This is a genomic window from Streptomyces chumphonensis, from assembly GCF_014779715.1.
Classification (GTDB): Bacteria; Actinomycetota; Actinomycetes; order Streptomycetales; family Streptomycetaceae; genus Streptomyces; species Streptomyces chumphonensis.
Genome location: NZ_JACXYU010000006.1, coordinates 228,457 through 245,872, shown reverse-complemented (window position 1 = coordinate 245,872; position 17,416 = coordinate 228,457). Strand labels below are relative to the sequence as shown.

The window sequence follows — 17,416 nt, the reverse complement described above, 5'->3', positions numbered from 1 at the left end:
CATCGTTCCGGCGAGCACAGTTATCTTTCGCGCGAGACAGTTCGCCTGTCAAGGAGAAGCCGAGCGGGAGCCGAGCCCACCGCTAGCAGATCGCGGACCGGCCTGGCGGGACGCCGTCGAAAACGTTCAACTGCGGATGTCGTTCCGGAAGTTGGGCGACCACTTCGAGTCACATATGGTCAGCGCATGGCTACCGGAAAGAACGAGCGCCTCGACCTCCGTGAACTCTCCTCCTCCACCTACGCGGTGATGCACCGGCTGGCCGGCCAGGCCGACAAGGCGGCCGAGGAGTCCGGGCTGGAGAGCGAGCTGCTCCACCTCGTGCGCATCCGCGCCTCGCAGATCAACGGATGCGGGTTCTGCATCGACATGCACACCATCGACGCCCGCCGGGCCGGCGTGGCCGAGCAGCGCATCTACGCGCTCAACGCCTGGCGGGAGACCCCCTTCTACAGCGACCGCGAGCGCGCGGCCCTGGAGGTGGCCGAGTCGGTCACCCTCATCCACGACGGTCAGCTGCCCGACGACGTCTTCGAGCGGGGCCGCGACGCCCTGGGTGAGGCGCAGCTCGCCCAGCTCGTCTGGGTCGTCGTCGCCATCAACAGCTACAACCGCCTGGCCATCACCGCCCGCCTCGCGCCGGGGAACTACCACCCCGGGGAGTGACCCTCCCGGCCGTTGTGGCCGCCGGCGCGGCCACAACGGCTCCGTCCCGTCCAGCCGAGGGTGAGCCGACCATGCGCACGCGCGGGAACACCGGAACCTCGACCCCGCCGCAGCCCGCGCGGTGGGAGCACTTCGCCGACCCCTTCACCCGGCGGCTGGTCGGGCACACCGGGTCCACGACCGAACAGCTCCGGCTGCGGACCGGACAGCCGCTGCTGCTGCGCCTCGTCAGCCAGCGGACGGGGCCGCCACGAGAGGCGGACCGGCTTCACCTGCCCCACGCGGCCCGGCCGGCACCGGGCACGCCCTGGCTGGTGCGGCTGACGGAGCTGGTGACCCCGCAGGGCCTGACCGTCTCCCGGAACCTGGTGACGGGTCGCGTGCCCGCCGCACCGGCCGTCCTCGACGCCGTCACCTGCCCCCGCACCCCGCTGGGCAGCACGCTGCTGCGCACCGGCATGACCCAGCGGCGCACCCTGCTGAGCGCCGGCACCGCGCCGTGGCCGGGTGCGCCGGGCTCCCCCGCCGTCCGCCGGGGCTATCTGCTGCATCTGGCCGACGAGGCGCCGCTGTACGTCGTCGAGCACTTCAACCCCGCCGTGGTGCCGAGCGGCCGACGGCCGTCCGGCGGCGGACCCGCCCGGTCGCACCCGCGCGAAGGGGCACCCGCGTGAGCCGGTCCGTCCTCGTCGCCGGTGCGGGGCCGGTGGGACTGAGCGCCGCCCTGGCGGCCGCCGCGTCCGGGCTCTCGCCCCGCGTCCTGGAGGCACGCGGTCGTGACGAGGAACGCGCGGGCAGCCGGGCCCTGTTCGTCCACCGCGCGACGCTCCGGCATCTGGAGGCCGTGCGCCCCGGGCTCGGCGCCGCCGTCGCCGCGGCGGGGCTGACCTGGTCCACCCACCGCACGCTGTGGGCGGGGTCGGAGGTCCACCGGCGGTCCTTCCCCACCGGCCCGGCGGGCTCGGGACTCCCTCCCTTCACCAGCCTGCCGCAGACGGTGCTGGAGGATCTCCTACGCGACGCGTGCGAGGCGTCCGGCATCCCGGTGAGCTGGGGCGACGCCGTGCACCGGGTGACCGCGGGACGCGAGGGGGTGCGCGTGCGCACCGCCTCCGGCGCCGAGCACCGGGGCGGCCACCTCATCGCCTGCGACGGGCCGCGCTCCGTCGTGCGCGCGGAGCTCGGGGTGGCCATGGCGGGCGTGACCACGCCCGCCGACTTCGTCGTGCTCGATGTCGACGAGGGCACGCTGCCCGCCGAGCCGGAACGCGTCTTCCACTACCGGCACCCCGCGCTGGGGCGGAACGTCCTGCTCGTCCCGTTCCGCGGGGGCTGGCGGATCGACGTGCAGTGCCGCGCCGGGGAGGACCCGGACCGCGTCGGCGCGGAGACGTCGCGGCGCCTGTCGGAGGTCGTGCCCCAGCTGAACGGGCCGCGGATCACCTGGACGTCGGTGTACCGGTTCCAGCAGCGCGTGGCGGAGAGCTTCACCGACCCGCAGGAGCGCGTCCTGCTCGCGGGGGAGGCCGCCCACCTGCTGCCCCCGTTCGGCGCCCGGGGCATGAACTCCGGCATCGCCGACGCGGTGGCCGCCGCCCGCGCCGTGCGCGAGGACGCCGTCGCGACCTACGGCCACGAGCGCCGCCGGGCGGCGGAGCAGAACGTGGCGGCGGCCGGCAGTGCCCTGCACCACCTGCTCGCGCCCCGCCGGCGGCAGCGCTGGGCGCAGCGCGCGGCGGCGGCGGTGGCGCCCTGGTCGCCCGCGGCGGGCCGCTGGCTGGACGCCGCGCCCTACGGACCGCGGCTGCGCTCCGTCCGCTACTGACCCCGGGCGCCGCCGCCCACCTGCTCCGCGAACGCCTCCCACAACCGGCCGCAGGCGCGGGCCATCTCCGCCACGTCCTTGCTCCGGTGCCCCGGGACCGCCTCCGCCATGGCACCCCACTCCTCCGTCGCCACCTTCAACTGCCCGAGCAGCCGCAGGAGCGCCCGCCCGGACTCACTGTGGCGCAGCGCCGGATCGCCGCACAGGCTTCCGTAGAGGTCGCCCAGCTCCTTCGCCGGTCCGGGCCGGGGCACGGTGGCGGACCGGACCGGCCGCCGGGGCGCGGGCGGCGGCCCACCGGCCGGGGCGGGGCGTCGGAGCCGGGCGGGGACGGGGTCCTCGCCCCGCCGGACCCGGTCCCGTACGTCCCGGACCGTGGTGGGCGAGAGTCCGGTGAGCCGGCCGATCTCCCGCAGGGACAGACCGGGCTCCTCGGCCAGCAGGCGGCGCGCTTCCTGACGTTCGGTCACGGTGCTGAGCGGCCTGGTCCGGCCGTCCCGGCCGACCCGGACCGGCCCGGCGGGGAGGGCGGCCCGTCGGCGCATGGCGGCGACGGCGTGCGCCGAGAGGCCCGTCACCGCTCCGATGGAGCGGTCCGACCAGTGGGGGTGGGTGGCGAGGATGCGCGCAGCCGCCGCCGAACGCTCCGACGGCGTGAAGGGCAGCCCGTGGGTGGAGTTGGCGGTGACGGCGAGCACGAAGGCGTCCTCCGGGGTGCCGTCGAAGAACCGCGCCGAAATGTGGGTGGCCCCCCGCAGCACGGCGACGCGCAGCCGGTACGTCCCGTCGATGACCCGCATCGAGGAACGGTGGACGATGACGGGTGGCAGTTCGCCGGGCCACGCGGCCAGTGCCCGGAGGTGGTCGGAGTTCCCCGCCGCCGAGCGCGGGGAGTCGGCCGGACGCAGGTCGGCGATCGGCACCGGGACGGCGGGAGAGAGACGGTCCGGGCCGGGGGCGTCGAACGGCTCGGGTAACGCGGCGGTTCTACGGGCGAGTCCGGATTGACTGATCATGTGACCTTCTGTGTGCGGACGTCGGGGTGGCCAACTGCGCGCATCGCACGGTTGGCCACGCGCGGAGAGATGTCGGGCCCCGAGCAGAACCGTGCGACCGCACTCAAAAAGCTTTCCAGAAAGGTACATCTCCATGCTAATATCACGCGCTCCACGGAATCAACTGGCCAATATTGCCAGGGCCCACCCCGTCGGCGAACGTTGCCTTTTACACTTGCTCAAGCAAGGGCGCCGGGGGCCGCCTTCACCACGGAGTGGGAGTCAGACAGCCCCCTCTTCGGCTTCGCGCCCCCGCATCGAGCCTTCGCTAGTCGCTGCGCGAACCGGTCCGGGGAGCAGAGGCTCCAGAAGCAGAAGGAGAACGCTGAATGGCGCCTTCGGACGACTTCACGGTGAACCCCGCCCTGCTCGCCCATCAGGTGGACCGACTGGGTCAGCTGCTGAGCTCCGCGACCGCTGCCGCAGCGGCCCGCGTCGGACTCACCCGGGCGGAGGCCGACATCCTCAGAGCCCTGCTCAGGGCCCAGGACCAGCGCCTGCGGCCGACGTCACTGGCGGCCACCTGCGGACTGTCGTCCGGAGGGACGAGCAACATCATTCAGCGCCTCGCCCGGTCGGGCTTCGTCAACCGCGAGGCGAACACCCGCGACGGTCGGAGCAACTGGGTCCATCTCACTCCCGAGGGAGCGGAGTTGACGCGTCTCGTGGCCGAGACGGTCACCGAGTGCCATGCCCGCCTGCTCGCCCGTCTGCCCTGCGGCACGGCGGCGCACCTCCTGCAGGCGCTCAACACGACGCTCGCCCACATCGACGAGGCCGGTGAGCCGACGACCGCCGGTCGGGGCAACTGAGCCCGACCGAGGTGCCGTTCGCTCTCACGGCCGCAGCACCCGCGGGGATCCCGCGTCGGCGGTCAGGCGGTCCATCTGGGCCTCCGTGGGCACCCCCTCGATCCGATGCCGACCGCAGACCAGCGTCGGCACCACCGTCACGTTGCGCCCCTCCCGCAGTGCCGCCCGGTGCCGCTGGGCGTAGTGCTGCGAGGTGACGGCTCTTCGGAAGGCCTCGGGCTCCAGCCCCGCCCGTTCGGCCGCCCCCACCAGTTGCCCCAGAGCCCCGATGTCACGGCCCTCGGAGAAGTAGGCGGCGTAGACGTGGTCGCTGTAGTTCTCCCCCAGTCCCTGGTCGCAGGCGTACTGATAGCCGCGCAGGGCCAGCCCCCCGCTGGTCGGTCTGGGAGCGCACGCCCCCACCTCCTCGCCCAGCCTGCTCGCCAGGCGGCGGACCCCGAACTCCCAGACGAGGCCCATAGGTGGCAGCGGCCCCTGGCGCAGGACTCCCCCCTCATGCGGTAACCACCGGACCTCCACGGCCGCCCCGGCCAGCGTGCTCCCGACGATGCGCCGGGTCAACATACTGAAAGGAGACAAGTAGTTGAACCATATGCGGATGACCATGGAACGGCCCACACCTCCCACTTCGCCGAGCCCCCCGTCCGCCGGCGTTCCGGACCGAACCCTTACGCACCTTCGGCAGCGGCGGGCCCCAAAGGAATATACGCGCGTCATTACCCCGTGAGCCCGGTTCCTACCCCTGAGCGACGTTTCCGGTGGTCAGGTGATCCCGGCGCGCCGACTGGTCCACCCGCCCGAAGCGATCGGACAAGCCCGGCAGTTCAGGTGAAGCGGACTCACCGCCGACCGCCGCGGGAGGAGTTCGCCGTGTTTGCTCCCGCACGAATCCGGCGGCCGTTCCCACCCCCGCGGCCCGCCCCGCCGGAGTCCACGTACGCCGCGAACGACGCCGGGGCGCACCCCGAGCGGCTGACCGCGAAAGGCTGAAAAGAATCGCCGGGACCTGAGCCCCGTCGATATTTCCGGCGGACCGCGCGCATTTCCCTCTCCTCTCGCTCCCCCTCCCCTTCGCTCCGGAGCCGGGACCTTCGGAACGTGCCCGGGAAGCGGGTGTGGGCCACGGCCGCGCGCCCCGCGCGCACACCGCTCGGCTCAGGGGAGGAGGGCCAGGCCGTCGAGTTCGACGAGGGCCTCCTCGTCCCACAGGCGGGCTACGCCGACGAGGGCCATCGCCGGGTAGTCGCGGCCCGCATGGGTGCGCCATATCCCCCCGAGAACGGTGGCGTGCGTCCGGTACGCGGGGACGTCGGTGGTGTAGACGGTGACGCGGGCGAGGTCGGCCGGGGCACCGCCGGCGGCGCGCAGGGCGGTCAGCAGATTCGTCAGGGCCCGCTCGAACTGCGCGGGCAGCCCGCCGGGGACGACGTCCCCCCGGCCGTCCAGCGCGGTCTGCCCGGCGAGCATCACGAGACGGGAACCGGTGGCGACGACGGCGTGGCTGAACCCGGACGGGCGGGCGAGCCCGGCGGGGTTGAGGCGGTGGAGGGTCACCGGTACAGCTCCTTCGCGATGATCGTGCGCTGGACCTCGCTGGCCCCCTCGTAGATCCGGGGGGCGCGCACCTCCCGGTAGAGGTGTTCGAGGAGGTGGCCGCGCTGGAGGGCGCGGGCCCCGTGGATCTGGACGGCGGTGTCCACGACGTACTGGGCCGTCTCGGTCGCGAACAGCTTCGCCATCGCGGAGCGGGCCGCGATGCCGGGCCCACCACGGTCGCAGGCCGCCGCGGCGGCGTGGACGAGGAGCCGGGCGGCCTCCACCCGGGTCGCCATCTCGGCCAGTTGGTGGCTCACCGACTGGAGCTCGCGCAGCCGTCCGCCGAAGGCCCGGCGGTCGTCGGCGTACACGAGCGAGGCGTCCAGCGCGGCCTGGGCCATGCCGACGGCGAAGGCGCCGACACTGGGCCTCAGGAGGTCGAGCGTGCGCATGGCGAGGGGGAAGCCGCCTCCCACATCGCCGAGGAGGTCCTCACGGCCGACGGGGACGCCGTCGAACTCCAGCGTGCCGATGGGGTGCGGGGAGAGCATGTCGAGCGGTGTCACCGAGATCCCCGGCCGGTCGGCGGGGAGGAGGAAGGCGGTGACGCCCCGGGCTCCGGCACCTTCGCCCGTGCGGGCGAAGACCGTCAGCAGGTCGGCGCCGGGGGCGTTGGAGATCCACGTCTTGGTGCCGGTCAGGCGCCAGCCCGCGCCGTCCGGCCGGGCCCGCAGCCCGAGGGCCGCGGCGTCGGACCCGGCGTCCGGCTCGGACAGGGCGAAGGCGGTGACGGCCCGCCCGGCGGCGACCTCGGGCAGCCAGCGGTCCCGTTGGGCCGCGCTGCCGGCCAGCACCATCGGGTAGGCGCCGAGCCCCTGGAGGGCCAGGGCGGTCTCCGCCTCCGTACAGCCGTGGGCCAGGGACTCGCGCAGGAGGCACAGTTCGAGGGCGCGGACCGGGAAGAGGCGACTCAGCAGGCCGAGGTCACCGAGGGCGGCGAGGAGCGGCCGGTTGACGGTACCGGGGGTGCCGCGCTCTGCGAGCGGTCGCAGGGTTTCGGCGGCGAGCGCGCGGAGTTCGGCGCAGCGCGCCGTCTGCTCGGGTTCCAGGGCGAAGTGCGGCATCCGGCGCCTCCGGCTCGTGTATGGCGATCTGTTGACTGTCGTCACCATCACGCTACGCTCAACCGCACACGGCATGCCAGGAACCACCCCATTTCTTCGGTGCGCCCAAGGGGAGATCCCGCCATGGAGCTGAGCCGGTCCGCCCACGTGGACACCTTCGCCCGCGACCACCTGCCACCGCCCGGACAATGGCCCGTGCTCCTGCTCGACGGCCCCGGCCCCCGCTACCCCGAACGGCTCAACTGCGCCTCCGAGCTGCTGGACGCCACCGCACGGCGGCTGGGCGCGGACCGCACGGCCCTGCACGACGCCCACGGCCCCCGCTTCACCTACGGCGAGCTGCGCACCGAGGTGGACCGCATCGCCCACGTGCTCACCGCCGACCTCGGCGTGGTGCCCGGCAACCGGGTCCTGCTGCGCGGCCCGAACTCACCGCGTCTGGCGGCCTGCTGGCTCGCCGTGCTCAAGGCCGGGGCCATCGCCGTCACGGTGCTGGCGGCGCAGCGCCGCACCGAGCTGCGGGCGGTGTGCGAACTGGCCCGGATCGGCCACGCCCTGTGCGACGTCTCGGCGCTGGGGGAACTGGTCGGCGCGGAGGTCACCGGGCTGCGGCTGGCCACCTTCGGCGGCGCGGAGGACGAGCTGCGCCGGCTCGGGGCCGCGCACCCCGCGCCGTACCGGGCCGTCGACACCGCCGCCGACGACGTCGCCCTCATCGCCTTCACCTCCGGCACCACCGGCCAGCCCAAGGGCTGCGTCCACTTCCACCGCGACGTGCTCGCCGTCGCCGACACCTTCTCCGCGCACGTCCTGCGCCCCGAACCGGACGACGTCTTCGCGGGCTCTCCCCCACTCGGCTTCACCTTCGGGCTCGGCGGGCTCCTCGTCTTCCCGCTGCGGGCCGGGGCCTCCGCCCTGCTGGAGGAGTGGAGCGGCCCGCAGCAGATGCTGGAGGCCGTCGAACGGCACCGGGTGAGCGTGCTGTTCACCGCCCCGACCGGCTACCGGGCGCTGCTGGAACGGCTCGACGGCCGGGACGTCTCCTCGCTGCGGCGCTGCGTGTCGGCGGGCGAGAACCTCCCGGCCGCCACCTGGACCGCGTGGGAGCGCGCGACCGGGCTGCGGCTCATCAACGGCATCGGCGCCACGGAGATGCTCCACATCTTCCTCTCGGCCGCCGACGAAGCCGCCCGCCCCGGCGTGACGGGCGTTCCGGTGCCGGGCTTCGAGGCGCAGGTCCAGGGCCCCGACGGCCTGCCGGTGCCGGACGGCCGACCCGGTCTGCTCGCCGTCCGGGGGCCCGTCGGCTGCCGCTACCTCGCCGACGACCGCCAGCGCGGCTACGTGCGGGCGGGCTGGAACCTCACGGGCGACACCTTCGTGCGGGAGCCCGACGGCTCCTACCGGTACGTCGCGCGTGCCGACGACATGATCGTGTCCGCCGGGTACAACATCGCGGGGCCGGAGGTCGAGGACGCCCTGCTGCGCCACCCGGCCGTCGCCGAGGTGGCCGTCGTCGGGCGACCCGACGAACGGCGCGGGCAGATCGCGGTCGCCCACGTCGTCCTGCGGGAGGGGGTACCGGCGACGGCCGCGACGGCGGAGAGCCTGCGGGCCTTCGCCCGCACCGAGCTGACGCCCTACAAGTGCCCGCGCGCGATCCTGTTCACCGCGGCACTTCCCCGCACCCCGACGGGAAAGCTCCAGCGGTACCGGCTGCGCGGACCCGACCCCGCCGCGACCGGCGGGTAACCCGGGTGCCACGGCCCTTAGAGTGACGGGCGTGGCAGAGCAGCACACACCCGGATCACTGATCCTCACCTTCTACGGCGCCTACGGCCGCGACCTCGCCCCCGGGGCCCGCGTCCCCGTCGCGGCGCTCATCCGCCTGCTGGCGCCGCTCGACGTGGACGGCCCCGCCGTGCGCTCGGCGGTCTCCCGGCTCAAACGGCGCGGGCTGCTGACGGTCGCCGACGCCCGGAGCAAGACCGCGGGCTACGCGCCCTCCGCCGCCGCCCGGCAGCTCCTGGAGGACGGCGACCGACGGATCTACCGGCGGCCGCGACCGGACGGACAGTGGCTCCTCGCCGTCTTCTCCGTCCCGGAGAGCGAACGCACCAAACGCCACCTGCTGCGCTCCCGGCTCACCCGGCTCGGCTTCGGCCACGCGGCACCGGGCGTCTGGATCGCACCCTCCCACCTGGAGGAGGAGACCCGGCACACCCTGCGGCGGCTGGACCTGGCCGGGTACGTCGACCTCTTCCTGGGCAGCCACGCCGGCTTCGCCCCCACCGCGCACACCGTCGCCCGCTGGTGGGACCTGGACGCGCTCGCCGCACTCCACCACGCCTTCCTCGGCGCCCACGAGCCGGTACTGGCCGCCTGGACCCACCTGGTGGGCCGCCCCTCACCCGTCGAGGCGTACCGCGACTACCTGGCGGCCCTGGACGCCTGGCGGCAGTTGCCCTACGCCGACCCCGGCCTGCCCCCGTCGCTGCTGCCGGCCGACTGGCCCGGCGAGCGTTCCGCCGCCGTCTTCGCCGCACTGCACGAGCGGCTGCGGGACCGGGGGGCGGAGTTCGTGACCGAGCAACTCGGCTGAGGTCCCGGCGCGGCCGGCGGCGCCGGGCGTAGCCTGGAGACATGCCCGACCGCAGGCCCCCGGGCGGCGCCCCCACCGGGACGCGGCCGCGCCGGGAGCGACGCTACTTCGCGCTGATGGCGGTGTGCCTGACGCTCTTCGTCAGCGCCTGGGCCTTCGTGCGGCTGTTCTCCGTGCCGCTGGCCATCGGCATGTGCGTGGTGGCCGCGCTCATTCCCCCGGTGGCGGCCGTGGTGGCCAACCGCCGCGAGGAGTCGGACCGCTGGTGGGACGAGGGTGGGGACGGGCCCGAGGAGGGCGGCGGGGACGGGCGCGGTGACGTCTGACCGGTCTCAGAGGGCGAGCCTCGGGCGGGGCGCGTCCGTCCGCCCGGTCGGCGGTGTGCGGCTGCCCGCGCGATACGGCGCGGGCCAGGGGGCGCCGGGGCCGCTGTAGCCCTGTTCGGCGGCGGCGTGCAGCGTCCAGTGCGGGTCGTACAGGTGCGGACGGGCCAGCGCGCACAGGTCCGCCCGACCGGCCAGGACGAGGGAGTTCACGTCGTCCCAGGAGGAGAGGGCACCGACGGCGATGACCGGCACGCCGAGGGTGTTGCGGACGCGGTCCGCGTACGGCGTCTGGTAGGAGCGGCCGTGGTCGGGCCGTTCGTACGGGACGACCTGACCCGTGGAGACGTCGATGGCGTCGGCGCCGTGGTCGCGGAAGGCGGCGGCGATGCCGAGCGCGTCCTCGGGCGTCGTGCCGCCCGGGGCCCAGTCGGTCGCGGAGATCCGTACGGTCAGGGCCCGGGCGGCGGGCCACTCCTCCCGCACGGCCTCGAAGACCTCCAGCGGGAAGCGTAGCCGGGCCGTGAGGTCGCCGCCGTAGGCGTCGGTGCGGCGGTTGGTGAGCGGGGAGAGGAAGGAGGAGAGCAGGTAGCCGTGCGCGCAGTGCAGTTCCAGCACGTCGAAGCCGGCGCGGACGGCGCGGCGGGCCGCGGCGGCGAACTGGCCGCGCAGCCGCGTCAGCTCCGCGCGGGTCAGCTCCCGGGGCCGCTGGCTGACACCGTCGAGGTAGGGCAGGGCGGAGGGCGCGACGAGCGGCCAGTTGCCCTCCGCGAGCGGCTGGTCGATGCCCTCCCACATGACCCGCGTGGAGCCCTTGCGGCCCGCGTGGCCGAGCTGGACGCCGACGGCCGTCGTCGGCGACTGCGCCCGCACGAAGTCGGTGACGCGGCGCCAGCCCTTCTCCTGCGCGTCGTTCCACAGCCCGGTGCAGCCCGGCGTGATGCGCCCCTCGGGGCTCACGCACACCATCTCGGTCATCACCAGGCCGGCGCCGCCGAGCGCCCGGGCGCCGAGGTGGACGAGGTGGAAGTCGCCCGGGACGCCGTCCCGCGCCACGTACAGGTCCATGGGTGAGACGACCACGCGGTTGCGCAGGTGGACCCCGCCCAGGGTGAACGGCGTGAACATGGGCGGCGTGTCCGGCGGGACCCCGGCCTCCCCGGCGACCGCGGCCGTGAAGCGCGCGTCGCGCAGCCGCAGGTTGCCGTGGGTGACGCGACGGCTGCGGGTGAGCAGGTTGAACGCGAACTGCCGCGGCGGCTGGTGCACGTACCGGGCCAGGTCCTCGAACCACTCCAGGCTCGCGCGGGCGGCGCGCTGCACCGACTGCACGACGGGTCGTCGCTCCGCCTCGTAGGCCGCCAGCGCCTCGGGGACACCGGGCTGTTCGCGCAGGCAGGCGGCGAGGGCGAGGGCGTCCTCGACGGCCAGTTTGGTGCCCGAGCCGATGGAGAAGTGCGCGGTGTGGGCGGCGTCGCCCAGCAGCACGGTCCGGCCGTGGTGCCAGTGCTCGTTGACCACGGTGCGAAAGCGCGTCCACCGCGAGGCGTTGCCGCGCAGGGGCCTTCCACCGAGGGCGTCGGCGAAGATGCGTGCGCAACGCCGTGCCGAGGCGGCCTCGTCCAGGCCCGCGAACCCGGCTGCCCGCCAGACCTCCTCGCGCATCTCGACGATGACGGTCGAGCGGTCGGGCGCGTACGGGTAGCCGTGCAGCTGCATGACGCCGTGGGGCGTCTCGGCGATCTCGAAGCGGAAGGCCGTGAAGGCGACGTCGGCCGCGAGCCAGATGTAGCGGCAGCGGTGCGCGGTCAGGTGCGGGCGGAACGCCTCCCGACCGGCTTCGCGGGTGGGGCTGTGCAGGCCGTCGGCGGCGACCACCAGATCATGGGCGGTGGCGAGTTCGCCGGCGGGCGGGGCCTGGGTGCGAAAGCGCAGGTCGACACCGAGCTCACGGCAGCGCGCGTGCAGCACGGAGAGCAGGGCGCGGCGGCCGAGGGCGGCGAACCCGTGCCCGCCGGAGGTCAGCGTGCGGCCGCGGTGGACCACGTCGATGGTGTCCCAGCGCACGAAGCGCTCGCGCAGGGCCGCGTGGACGACGGGATCGGCCTCCTCGATGCCGCCCAGCGTCTCGTCCGAGAGGACGACGCCGAAGCCGAAGGTGTCCTCGGGCGCGTTGCGTTCGAAGACGGTGACGCGGCGGGCCGGGTCGAGGCGCTTGAGCAGCGCCGCCGCGTAGAGCCCGCCGGGGCCCCCGCCGACGACGGCGACGCGGTGCGCTACCTCCCCCGCCATACGGGCGGCCTCTTCCCGGTGAAGGCGGCGTGGAACTCGGCGTAGTCGGCGCTGTGCATGAGCAGGGCCTGGGTGGCGGCGTCCAGCTCGACGGCCGCCGCCAGCGGCAGGTCCAGTTCGGCGGTGAGCAGCGCTTTGGTCTGGGCGTGGGCGAGCGCGGGACCGTCGGCCAGGCGCCGGGCGAGCGCCCCGGCCGCCGCGTCGGCCTCACCGTGCGGCGTCAAGCGGCTGATGAGACCGATGCGTTCGGCCTCGTCGGCGGGAACGGGGTCACCGAGCATGAGGAGGCGGGTGGCGTGTCCCAGGCCGACGACGCGCGGCAGGAGGTAGGCGGCGCCCATGTCCCCGCCGGAGAGGCCGACGCGGGTGAACAGGAACGAGAAGCGGGTGCTGGGGTCGGCGACGCGGAAGTCCGCCGCCAGCGCGAGCACGGCACCCGCTCCGGCGGCGGCGCCGTGCAGGGCCGCGACGACGGGGAAGGGCGCCTCCCGGATCGCCCGCACGACCTGCCCGGTCATGCGGTTGAAGTCGAGGAGCCGGGCGGTGTCGGCGCCGAGGGTGGCGCCGATGATCTCCTCCACGTCGCCGCCGGAGCAGAAGCTCCTCCCCCGGCCACCGAGAACCAGGGCCCGGGCGGAGCGCTCGCGCGCCAGCTCCGCCAGCAGGTCGCGGAGGTCGGCGTACGCCTCGAAGGTGAGGGCGTTGAGGCGGTGAGGACGGTTCAGGGTCACGGTGACGACGCCGTCGTCCCGTTCGACGTCGAGGTGGTGCCACTGGTCGGTGCTGCGAGCGGAACCGGTGAACGGGCTCATGACGCGAAAATATCACCGCATCATGACTGTCGTCACGAGGGCGCGATAGACGCGGGCCCCCGGGCCCCGGCGCCGTCAGCCGCCCGCCAGCGTGGCGACGAGCACCGCCTTGATCGTGTGCATCCGGTTCTCCGCCTCGTCGAAGACGACAGAGTGCTCGGACTCGAACACCTCGTCCGTCACCTCCAGCGACGACAGCCCGTGGCGTGCGTGGATCTCCCGGCCGACCGCCGTTCCGAGGTCGTGGAAGGCGGGCAGGCAGTGCAGGAACCTGACCCCGGGATTCTCCGTGGCCCGCAGCACCTCCATCGTGACGGCGTAGGGCGACAGCAGGGCGATGCGCTCGTCCCAGACGTCCTTGGGCTCCCCCATCGAGACCCACACGTCCGTCGCGACGAAGTCCGCGCCGTGCACCGCGTCGGCGACCTCCTCGGTCAGGGCCACCCGGGCTCCCGTCACCCGGGCCAGGTCCCGGGCGCGCTCGACGACGTCCCGGTGCGGCCACAGCGCACGGGGAGCGGCGACGCGCACGTCCATGCCCAGCAGCGCACCGGTGACCAGGTACGAGTTGCCCATGTTGGAGCGGGCGTCCCCGAGATAGGCGTAGGCGACCTCGCTCAGGGGCTTGTCGCAGTGCTCCGTCATCGTCAGGACGTCGGCCAGCATCTGGGTGGGGTGCCATGTGTCGGTGAGGCCGTTGTACACCGGGACGCCGGCATGGGCGGCCAGTTCCTCGACGACCTCCTGGCCGCTGCCCCGGTACTGGACGGCGTCGAACATCCGGCCCAGGACGCGGGCGGTGTCCTTCACGGACTCCTTGTGGCCGATCTGGGACGCGGAGGGGTCCAGGAACGTCGTCGCGGCGCCCTGGTCGGCCGCCGCGACCTCGAAGGCGCAGCGGGTGCGGGTGGAGGTCTTCTCGAAGACGAGCGCGATGTTGCGCCCCCGCAGCCGGGGCGTCTCGGTACCCAGCTTCTTGGCGGCCTTGAGCTCGGCGGCGAGCCGGACCAGGTGACGGAACTCCTCGGGAGTGAAGTCCAGCTCCTTGAGGAAGTGGCGGCCGGTGAGATCTGTCGCCATGAGGATGGGCTCCTGGGTCGCGTAACCGATACGAACTGAAACTATATACGCGACATCGTATCTCTATGCAGTTCCGCTCGGGGCGGCCCCTCAGCCGACCGGGTCGCGCTGCACCGGGCAGCTCATGCACCGCGGCCCACCGCGCCCCCGCCCGAGCTCGCTCCCGGGGATCTCCAGTACCTCGATGCCCTCCTTGCGCAGATGCGTGTTGGTCGTGACGTTGCGCTCGTAGGCCACGACGACCCCGGGCTCGACGGCCAGCACGTTGCAGCCGTCGTCCCACTGCTCCCGCTCGGCCGACCGCACGTCCTGCACGGCGGTGAGCACCCGGATCGCGTCCAGACCGAGGGCGGCGGCGATCGCGTGGTGCATGTGCTCCGGCGCGTGCCCGGTCACCTTCAGCTCGTCCCCGTCGGCCGCCGGCTCGATCGTGTAGGACGGCAGCATGCCCAGCCCCGCGTACTGGGTGAAGGTGTCCCCGTCGATCATCGTCATCACGGTGTCCAGGTGCATGAACGAACGGGCCTTCGGCATGTCGAGCGCCACGATGGTGCGCGCCGAACCCGACTCGAACAGCACCTTGGCCAGCATCTCGACCGCTTGCGGAGTGGTGCGCTCGCTCATCCCGACCAGGACCGCGCCGTTGCCGATGACCAGGACGTCGCCGCCCTCGATCGTCGAGGGGTGGGTGCTCTCCCCGCGCGACCAGAAGGCGAACTCCGCCCCGGTGAACAGTGGGTGGTGCTGGTAGATCGCCTCGAAGTGCACGGTCTCACGCTGCCGGGCAGGCCAGCGCATGGCGTTTATGGCCACCCCGTCGTAGATCCAGGCCGAGGTGTCGCGCGTGAACAGGTGGTTGGGGAGCGGGCTGAGCAGGAAGTCGTCCGGGGCCATGACGTGGAAGCGCACGGACATGGGTTCCGCGTGCCGCTCCAGGAACTCCCGCTTGGTCTCCCCGCCCACCAGGACACGGGCCAGCTCCGCCGAGGGCAGTTCGTCGTAGGCCGCCCGCAGGTGGTCGGCCGCCAGCGGGCCGAACTCCTTCTCGTCGAAGACGCGCTCCAGGACCAGCGCGCGCGCCGTGGGCAGGTCCAGGCTCTCCGTCAGCAGATCGCCGAAGAGGTGCACCTCGACGCCCCGCTCGCGCAGCAGGTCGGCGAACATGTCGTGCTCCTGACGCGCCCGGCGCACCCACAGGACGTCGTCGAAGAGGAGGTCGTCCTTGTTGGAGGGGGTGAGCCTTTTGAGCTCCAGCCCGGGGCGGTGCAGGATGACGCGGCGGAGCCGCCCGGCCTCGGAGTCGACGTGGAATCCCATGGGCTCATCCTTCCCGAGGCCGGTGCCCCGTGCCCAGCGAACGACGGACGTTTCCCGCCGCGCCCCGGGTACCGGTCCGCTACGGCGCGAGGACGGCGGCGAGTCGGGCGACGCGGTCCGGGCCGACCCGGCAGCAGCCGCCGATGAGCCGGGCGCCGGCCGCCCGCCAGGGCACGGCCAGCCGCGGGTCGAAGGAGGCCGGTCCCTCCCACCCACCGCGTGCCCGGCTCCAGCGCTCCCCGCTGTTGGGGTAGGCGACGACCGGTTTCCCGGTGACCTCGGCCGCCGACGCCACGGCGAAGGCCACATCCTCCGGTGCGCAGCAGTTGACCCCGACGGCGGCCACCTGGTCGTTGCCCGAGGCCACCGCGAACGCCTCCGGCAACGGCTGCCCGGCCCGCGTCAGCTCCCCGCGCACGGTGTAACTCAGCCACACGGGCAGTCCGCAGCCCTCCGCCGCGCGCAACAGGGCCTCCGCCTCCCGCACGTCGGGCACCGTCTCCAGCGCGAGGACGTCCGGCCCGGCCGCCGCCAGCGCCTCGATCCGCGACCGGTGGAAGCGGGCCAGCTCGCGCGTCGTGAGCCCGTACCGGCCCCGGTACTCGCTTCCGTCCGCGAGCACCGCGCCGTACGGCCCGACCGAGGCGGCCACCCACACCGGACGCTCACCGGCCGCCTCGCGGGCGAGGGCCACACTGCGCGCGAAGAGCCGGGTCGCCGCCTCCGCCGAGACGCCCCGCCGGGCGAAGCCCTCGAAGGACGCCTGGTAGCTCCCGGTGATCAGGACCTGTGCGCCCGCCGCGACGTAGGCGGCGTGCGCACGCGCCAGCTCCTGCGGGGCGTCGACCAGCAGCCGCGCGGACCACAGCGCGTCCCCGAGGTCGCACCCCTGGTCGGCGAGCTGGTTGGACAGCCCGCCGTCCAGGACGAGCGCCTCGCGGGCCAGGGCCTGCGCCAGCGGGCGCACGGGCCGGGTCACGGCAGCTGGGAGCGGACCTGGGAGGAGATCAGCTCCAGGTGGTCCAGATCGTGCAGGTCGAGCACTTGCAGATAGACCCGCGAGGCACCGATCTCGGCATACCGTCCGATCTTGTCCACGACCTCCGCCGGGGAGCCGGCCAGCCCGTTCTCGCGCAGCTCGGGCACCTCCCGCCCGATGGCTGCGGCGCGCCGGGCGACCTCGGCGTCGTCCTTCCCGACACAGGCCACCAGGGCGTTGGAATAGACCAGTTCCTCGGGCCGCCGGCCCTGCTCCACCGCCGCGGCCCGGACCCGCCCGAACTGCCGGTCGCTGTCCTCGACGGAGGCGAAGGGGACGTTGAACTCGTCGGCGTAGCCCGCCGCGATGCGGGGCGTCCGGGTGGGGCCGAGCCCCCCGACGAGGACCGGGACGCGCTCCTGGGCCGGTTTCGGCAACGCGGGGCACTCCCGGAGCCGGTAGAACCTCCCGTCGAAGTCGAAGGTCCGGCCGGGCGGTGTGTTCCAGATACCGGTGACCACGGCCAGCTGCTCCTCCAGCCGGCCCAGCTTCTCCGGCGGGAACGGGATGCCGTAGGCGGTGTGTTCGGCCTCGAACCAGCCCGCCCCCAGACCGAACTCCACCCGGCCTCCGGACATCGCGTCCACCTGGGCGACCTGGATCGCGAGCACGCCCGGGAGCCGGAAGGTGCCCGCCGTCATCAGCGTGCCCAGGCGGATCCGGCTGGTCTCGCGGGCCAGCCCGGCGAGGGTGATCCAGGCGTCGGTCGGTCCCGGAAGCCCGTCCGCGTCCCCCATGGCCACGTAGTGGTCCGATCGGAAGAAGGCGTCGAAGCCGAGGTCCTCGGTGGCCCTGGCCACGCGCAACAGCGTCTCGTAGCTCGCCCCCTGCTGGGGCTCGGTGAAGATGCGGAGATCCATGCCTTCCATACTGCCGCGCCGAGGAAGGGGAGTGCGCCGACCGCACGCGGACCGCCGCCTCGCCGCACACCCG

Annotated in this window: 17 protein-coding genes; 7 read left to right on the top strand and 10 right to left on the bottom strand. The window is 74.0% G+C overall.

Annotated features, from left to right (window positions below):
• Positions 1-186 precede the first annotated feature (186 nt).
• From IF129_RS14605 to IF129_RS14595, 3 genes are all read left to right on the top strand, one after another.
• Positions 187-666 carry a carboxymuconolactone decarboxylase family protein gene (locus tag IF129_RS14605; protein ID WP_191210068.1) on the top strand — a complete coding sequence of 160 codons (480 nt, stop codon included), beginning with the start codon at positions 187-189 and terminating at the stop codon, positions 664-666.
• A gap of 71 nt (positions 667-737) precedes the next feature.
• Positions 738-1,340 carry a hypothetical protein gene (locus IF129_RS14600; protein WP_191210067.1) on the top strand — a complete coding sequence of 201 codons (603 nt, stop codon included), beginning with the start codon at positions 738-740 and terminating at the stop codon, positions 1,338-1,340.
• A complete protein-coding gene (locus IF129_RS14595; protein WP_191210066.1) occupies positions 1,337-2,491 on the top strand; it encodes an FAD-dependent monooxygenase in 1,155 nt (384 codons plus the stop codon). Before IF129_RS14600 ends, IF129_RS14595 begins: the two co-directional genes overlap by 4 nt.
• On the opposite strand, the gene IF129_RS14590 is transcribed toward IF129_RS14595, so the two are convergent.
• Positions 2,485-3,507 carry a helix-turn-helix domain-containing protein gene (locus IF129_RS14590; protein WP_191210065.1) on the bottom strand — a complete coding sequence of 341 codons (1,023 nt, stop codon included), beginning with the start codon at positions 3,505-3,507 and terminating at the stop codon, positions 2,485-2,487. The two genes, IF129_RS14595 and IF129_RS14590, sit on opposite strands and share 7 nt — an antisense overlap.
• Positions 3,508-3,875: 368 nt before the next feature.
• Here IF129_RS14590 and IF129_RS14585 point away from each other — a divergent pair, with 368 nt between their 5' ends.
• The gene (locus IF129_RS14585; protein WP_191210064.1) at positions 3,876-4,358 is read left to right on the top strand and encodes a MarR family winged helix-turn-helix transcriptional regulator; all 483 of its coding nucleotides are present in this window, start codon (positions 3,876-3,878) and stop codon (positions 4,356-4,358) included.
• Between the two features lie 24 nt (positions 4,359-4,382).
• Here IF129_RS14585 and IF129_RS14580 read toward each other — a convergent pair whose 3' ends face one another.
• From IF129_RS14580 to IF129_RS14570, 3 genes are all read right to left on the bottom strand, one after another.
• Positions 4,383-4,964 carry a DsbA family oxidoreductase gene (locus IF129_RS14580; RefSeq protein WP_224754948.1) on the bottom strand — a complete coding sequence of 194 codons (582 nt, stop codon included), beginning with the start codon at positions 4,962-4,964 and terminating at the stop codon, positions 4,383-4,385.
• Positions 4,965-5,513: 549 nt separating this feature from the next.
• Positions 5,514-5,912, bottom strand: coding sequence for a RidA family protein (locus tag IF129_RS14575; RefSeq protein ID WP_191210062.1), 399 nt, complete (start codon positions 5,910-5,912; stop codon positions 5,514-5,516).
• Positions 5,909-7,018 carry an acyl-CoA dehydrogenase family protein gene (locus tag IF129_RS14570; RefSeq protein ID WP_191210061.1) on the bottom strand — a complete coding sequence of 370 codons (1,110 nt, stop codon included), beginning with the start codon at positions 7,016-7,018 and terminating at the stop codon, positions 5,909-5,911. The genes IF129_RS14575 and IF129_RS14570 overlap by 4 nt, the downstream gene beginning before the upstream one ends.
• Before the next feature lie 123 nt (positions 7,019-7,141).
• Between IF129_RS14570 and IF129_RS14565 the strand changes: the two genes are divergently transcribed.
• Genes IF129_RS14565 through IF129_RS14555 form a run of 3 tightly spaced genes read left to right on the top strand, consistent with a single transcriptional unit; the run spans position 7,142 to position 9,946 of the window.
• Complete coding sequence (locus IF129_RS14565; RefSeq protein ID WP_191210060.1) at positions 7,142-8,770, top strand: AMP-binding protein; 1,629 nt, start codon at positions 7,142-7,144, stop codon at positions 8,768-8,770.
• 31 nt (positions 8,771-8,801) lie between these two features.
• Positions 8,802-9,620 (top strand): PaaX family transcriptional regulator, encoded by an 819-nt coding sequence (locus IF129_RS14560; RefSeq protein ID WP_191210059.1) that lies wholly within the window; start codon positions 8,802-8,804, stop codon positions 9,618-9,620.
• A 41-nt stretch (positions 9,621-9,661) separates the two neighbouring features.
• Complete coding sequence (locus tag IF129_RS14555; protein ID WP_191210058.1) at positions 9,662-9,946, top strand: DUF3099 domain-containing protein; 285 nt, start codon at positions 9,662-9,664, stop codon at positions 9,944-9,946.
• Between the two features lie 6 nt (positions 9,947-9,952).
• Here IF129_RS14555 and IF129_RS14550 read toward each other — a convergent pair whose 3' ends face one another.
• From IF129_RS14550 to IF129_RS14525, 6 genes are all read right to left on the bottom strand, one after another.
• The gene (locus IF129_RS14550) at positions 9,953-12,235 is read right to left on the bottom strand and encodes a bifunctional salicylyl-CoA 5-hydroxylase/oxidoreductase (protein ID WP_191210057.1); all 2,283 of its coding nucleotides are present in this window, start codon (positions 12,233-12,235) and stop codon (positions 9,953-9,955) included.
• Positions 12,220-13,047, bottom strand: a complete 828-nt coding sequence (locus IF129_RS14545) for an enoyl-CoA hydratase family protein (protein ID WP_191210056.1) — start codon at positions 13,045-13,047, stop codon at positions 12,220-12,222. Before IF129_RS14545 ends, IF129_RS14550 begins: the two co-directional genes overlap by 16 nt.
• A gap of 75 nt (positions 13,048-13,122) precedes the next feature.
• Positions 13,123-14,127, bottom strand: a complete 1,005-nt coding sequence (argF, locus tag IF129_RS14540; protein WP_191210055.1) for an ornithine carbamoyltransferase — start codon at positions 14,125-14,127, stop codon at positions 13,123-13,125.
• 90 nt (positions 14,128-14,217) lie between these two features.
• A complete protein-coding gene (locus IF129_RS14535) occupies positions 14,218-15,444 on the bottom strand; it encodes an arginine deiminase (RefSeq protein WP_191210054.1) in 1,227 nt (408 codons plus the stop codon).
• Positions 15,445-15,523: 79 nt separating this feature from the next.
• Complete coding sequence (mmuM, locus tag IF129_RS14530; RefSeq protein WP_191210053.1) at positions 15,524-16,423, bottom strand: homocysteine S-methyltransferase; 900 nt, start codon at positions 16,421-16,423, stop codon at positions 15,524-15,526.
• Positions 16,420-17,343 carry an LLM class F420-dependent oxidoreductase gene (locus IF129_RS14525; RefSeq protein ID WP_191210052.1) on the bottom strand — a complete coding sequence of 308 codons (924 nt, stop codon included), beginning with the start codon at positions 17,341-17,343 and terminating at the stop codon, positions 16,420-16,422. Before IF129_RS14525 ends, mmuM begins: the two co-directional genes overlap by 4 nt.
• Positions 17,344-17,416 lie beyond the last annotated feature (73 nt).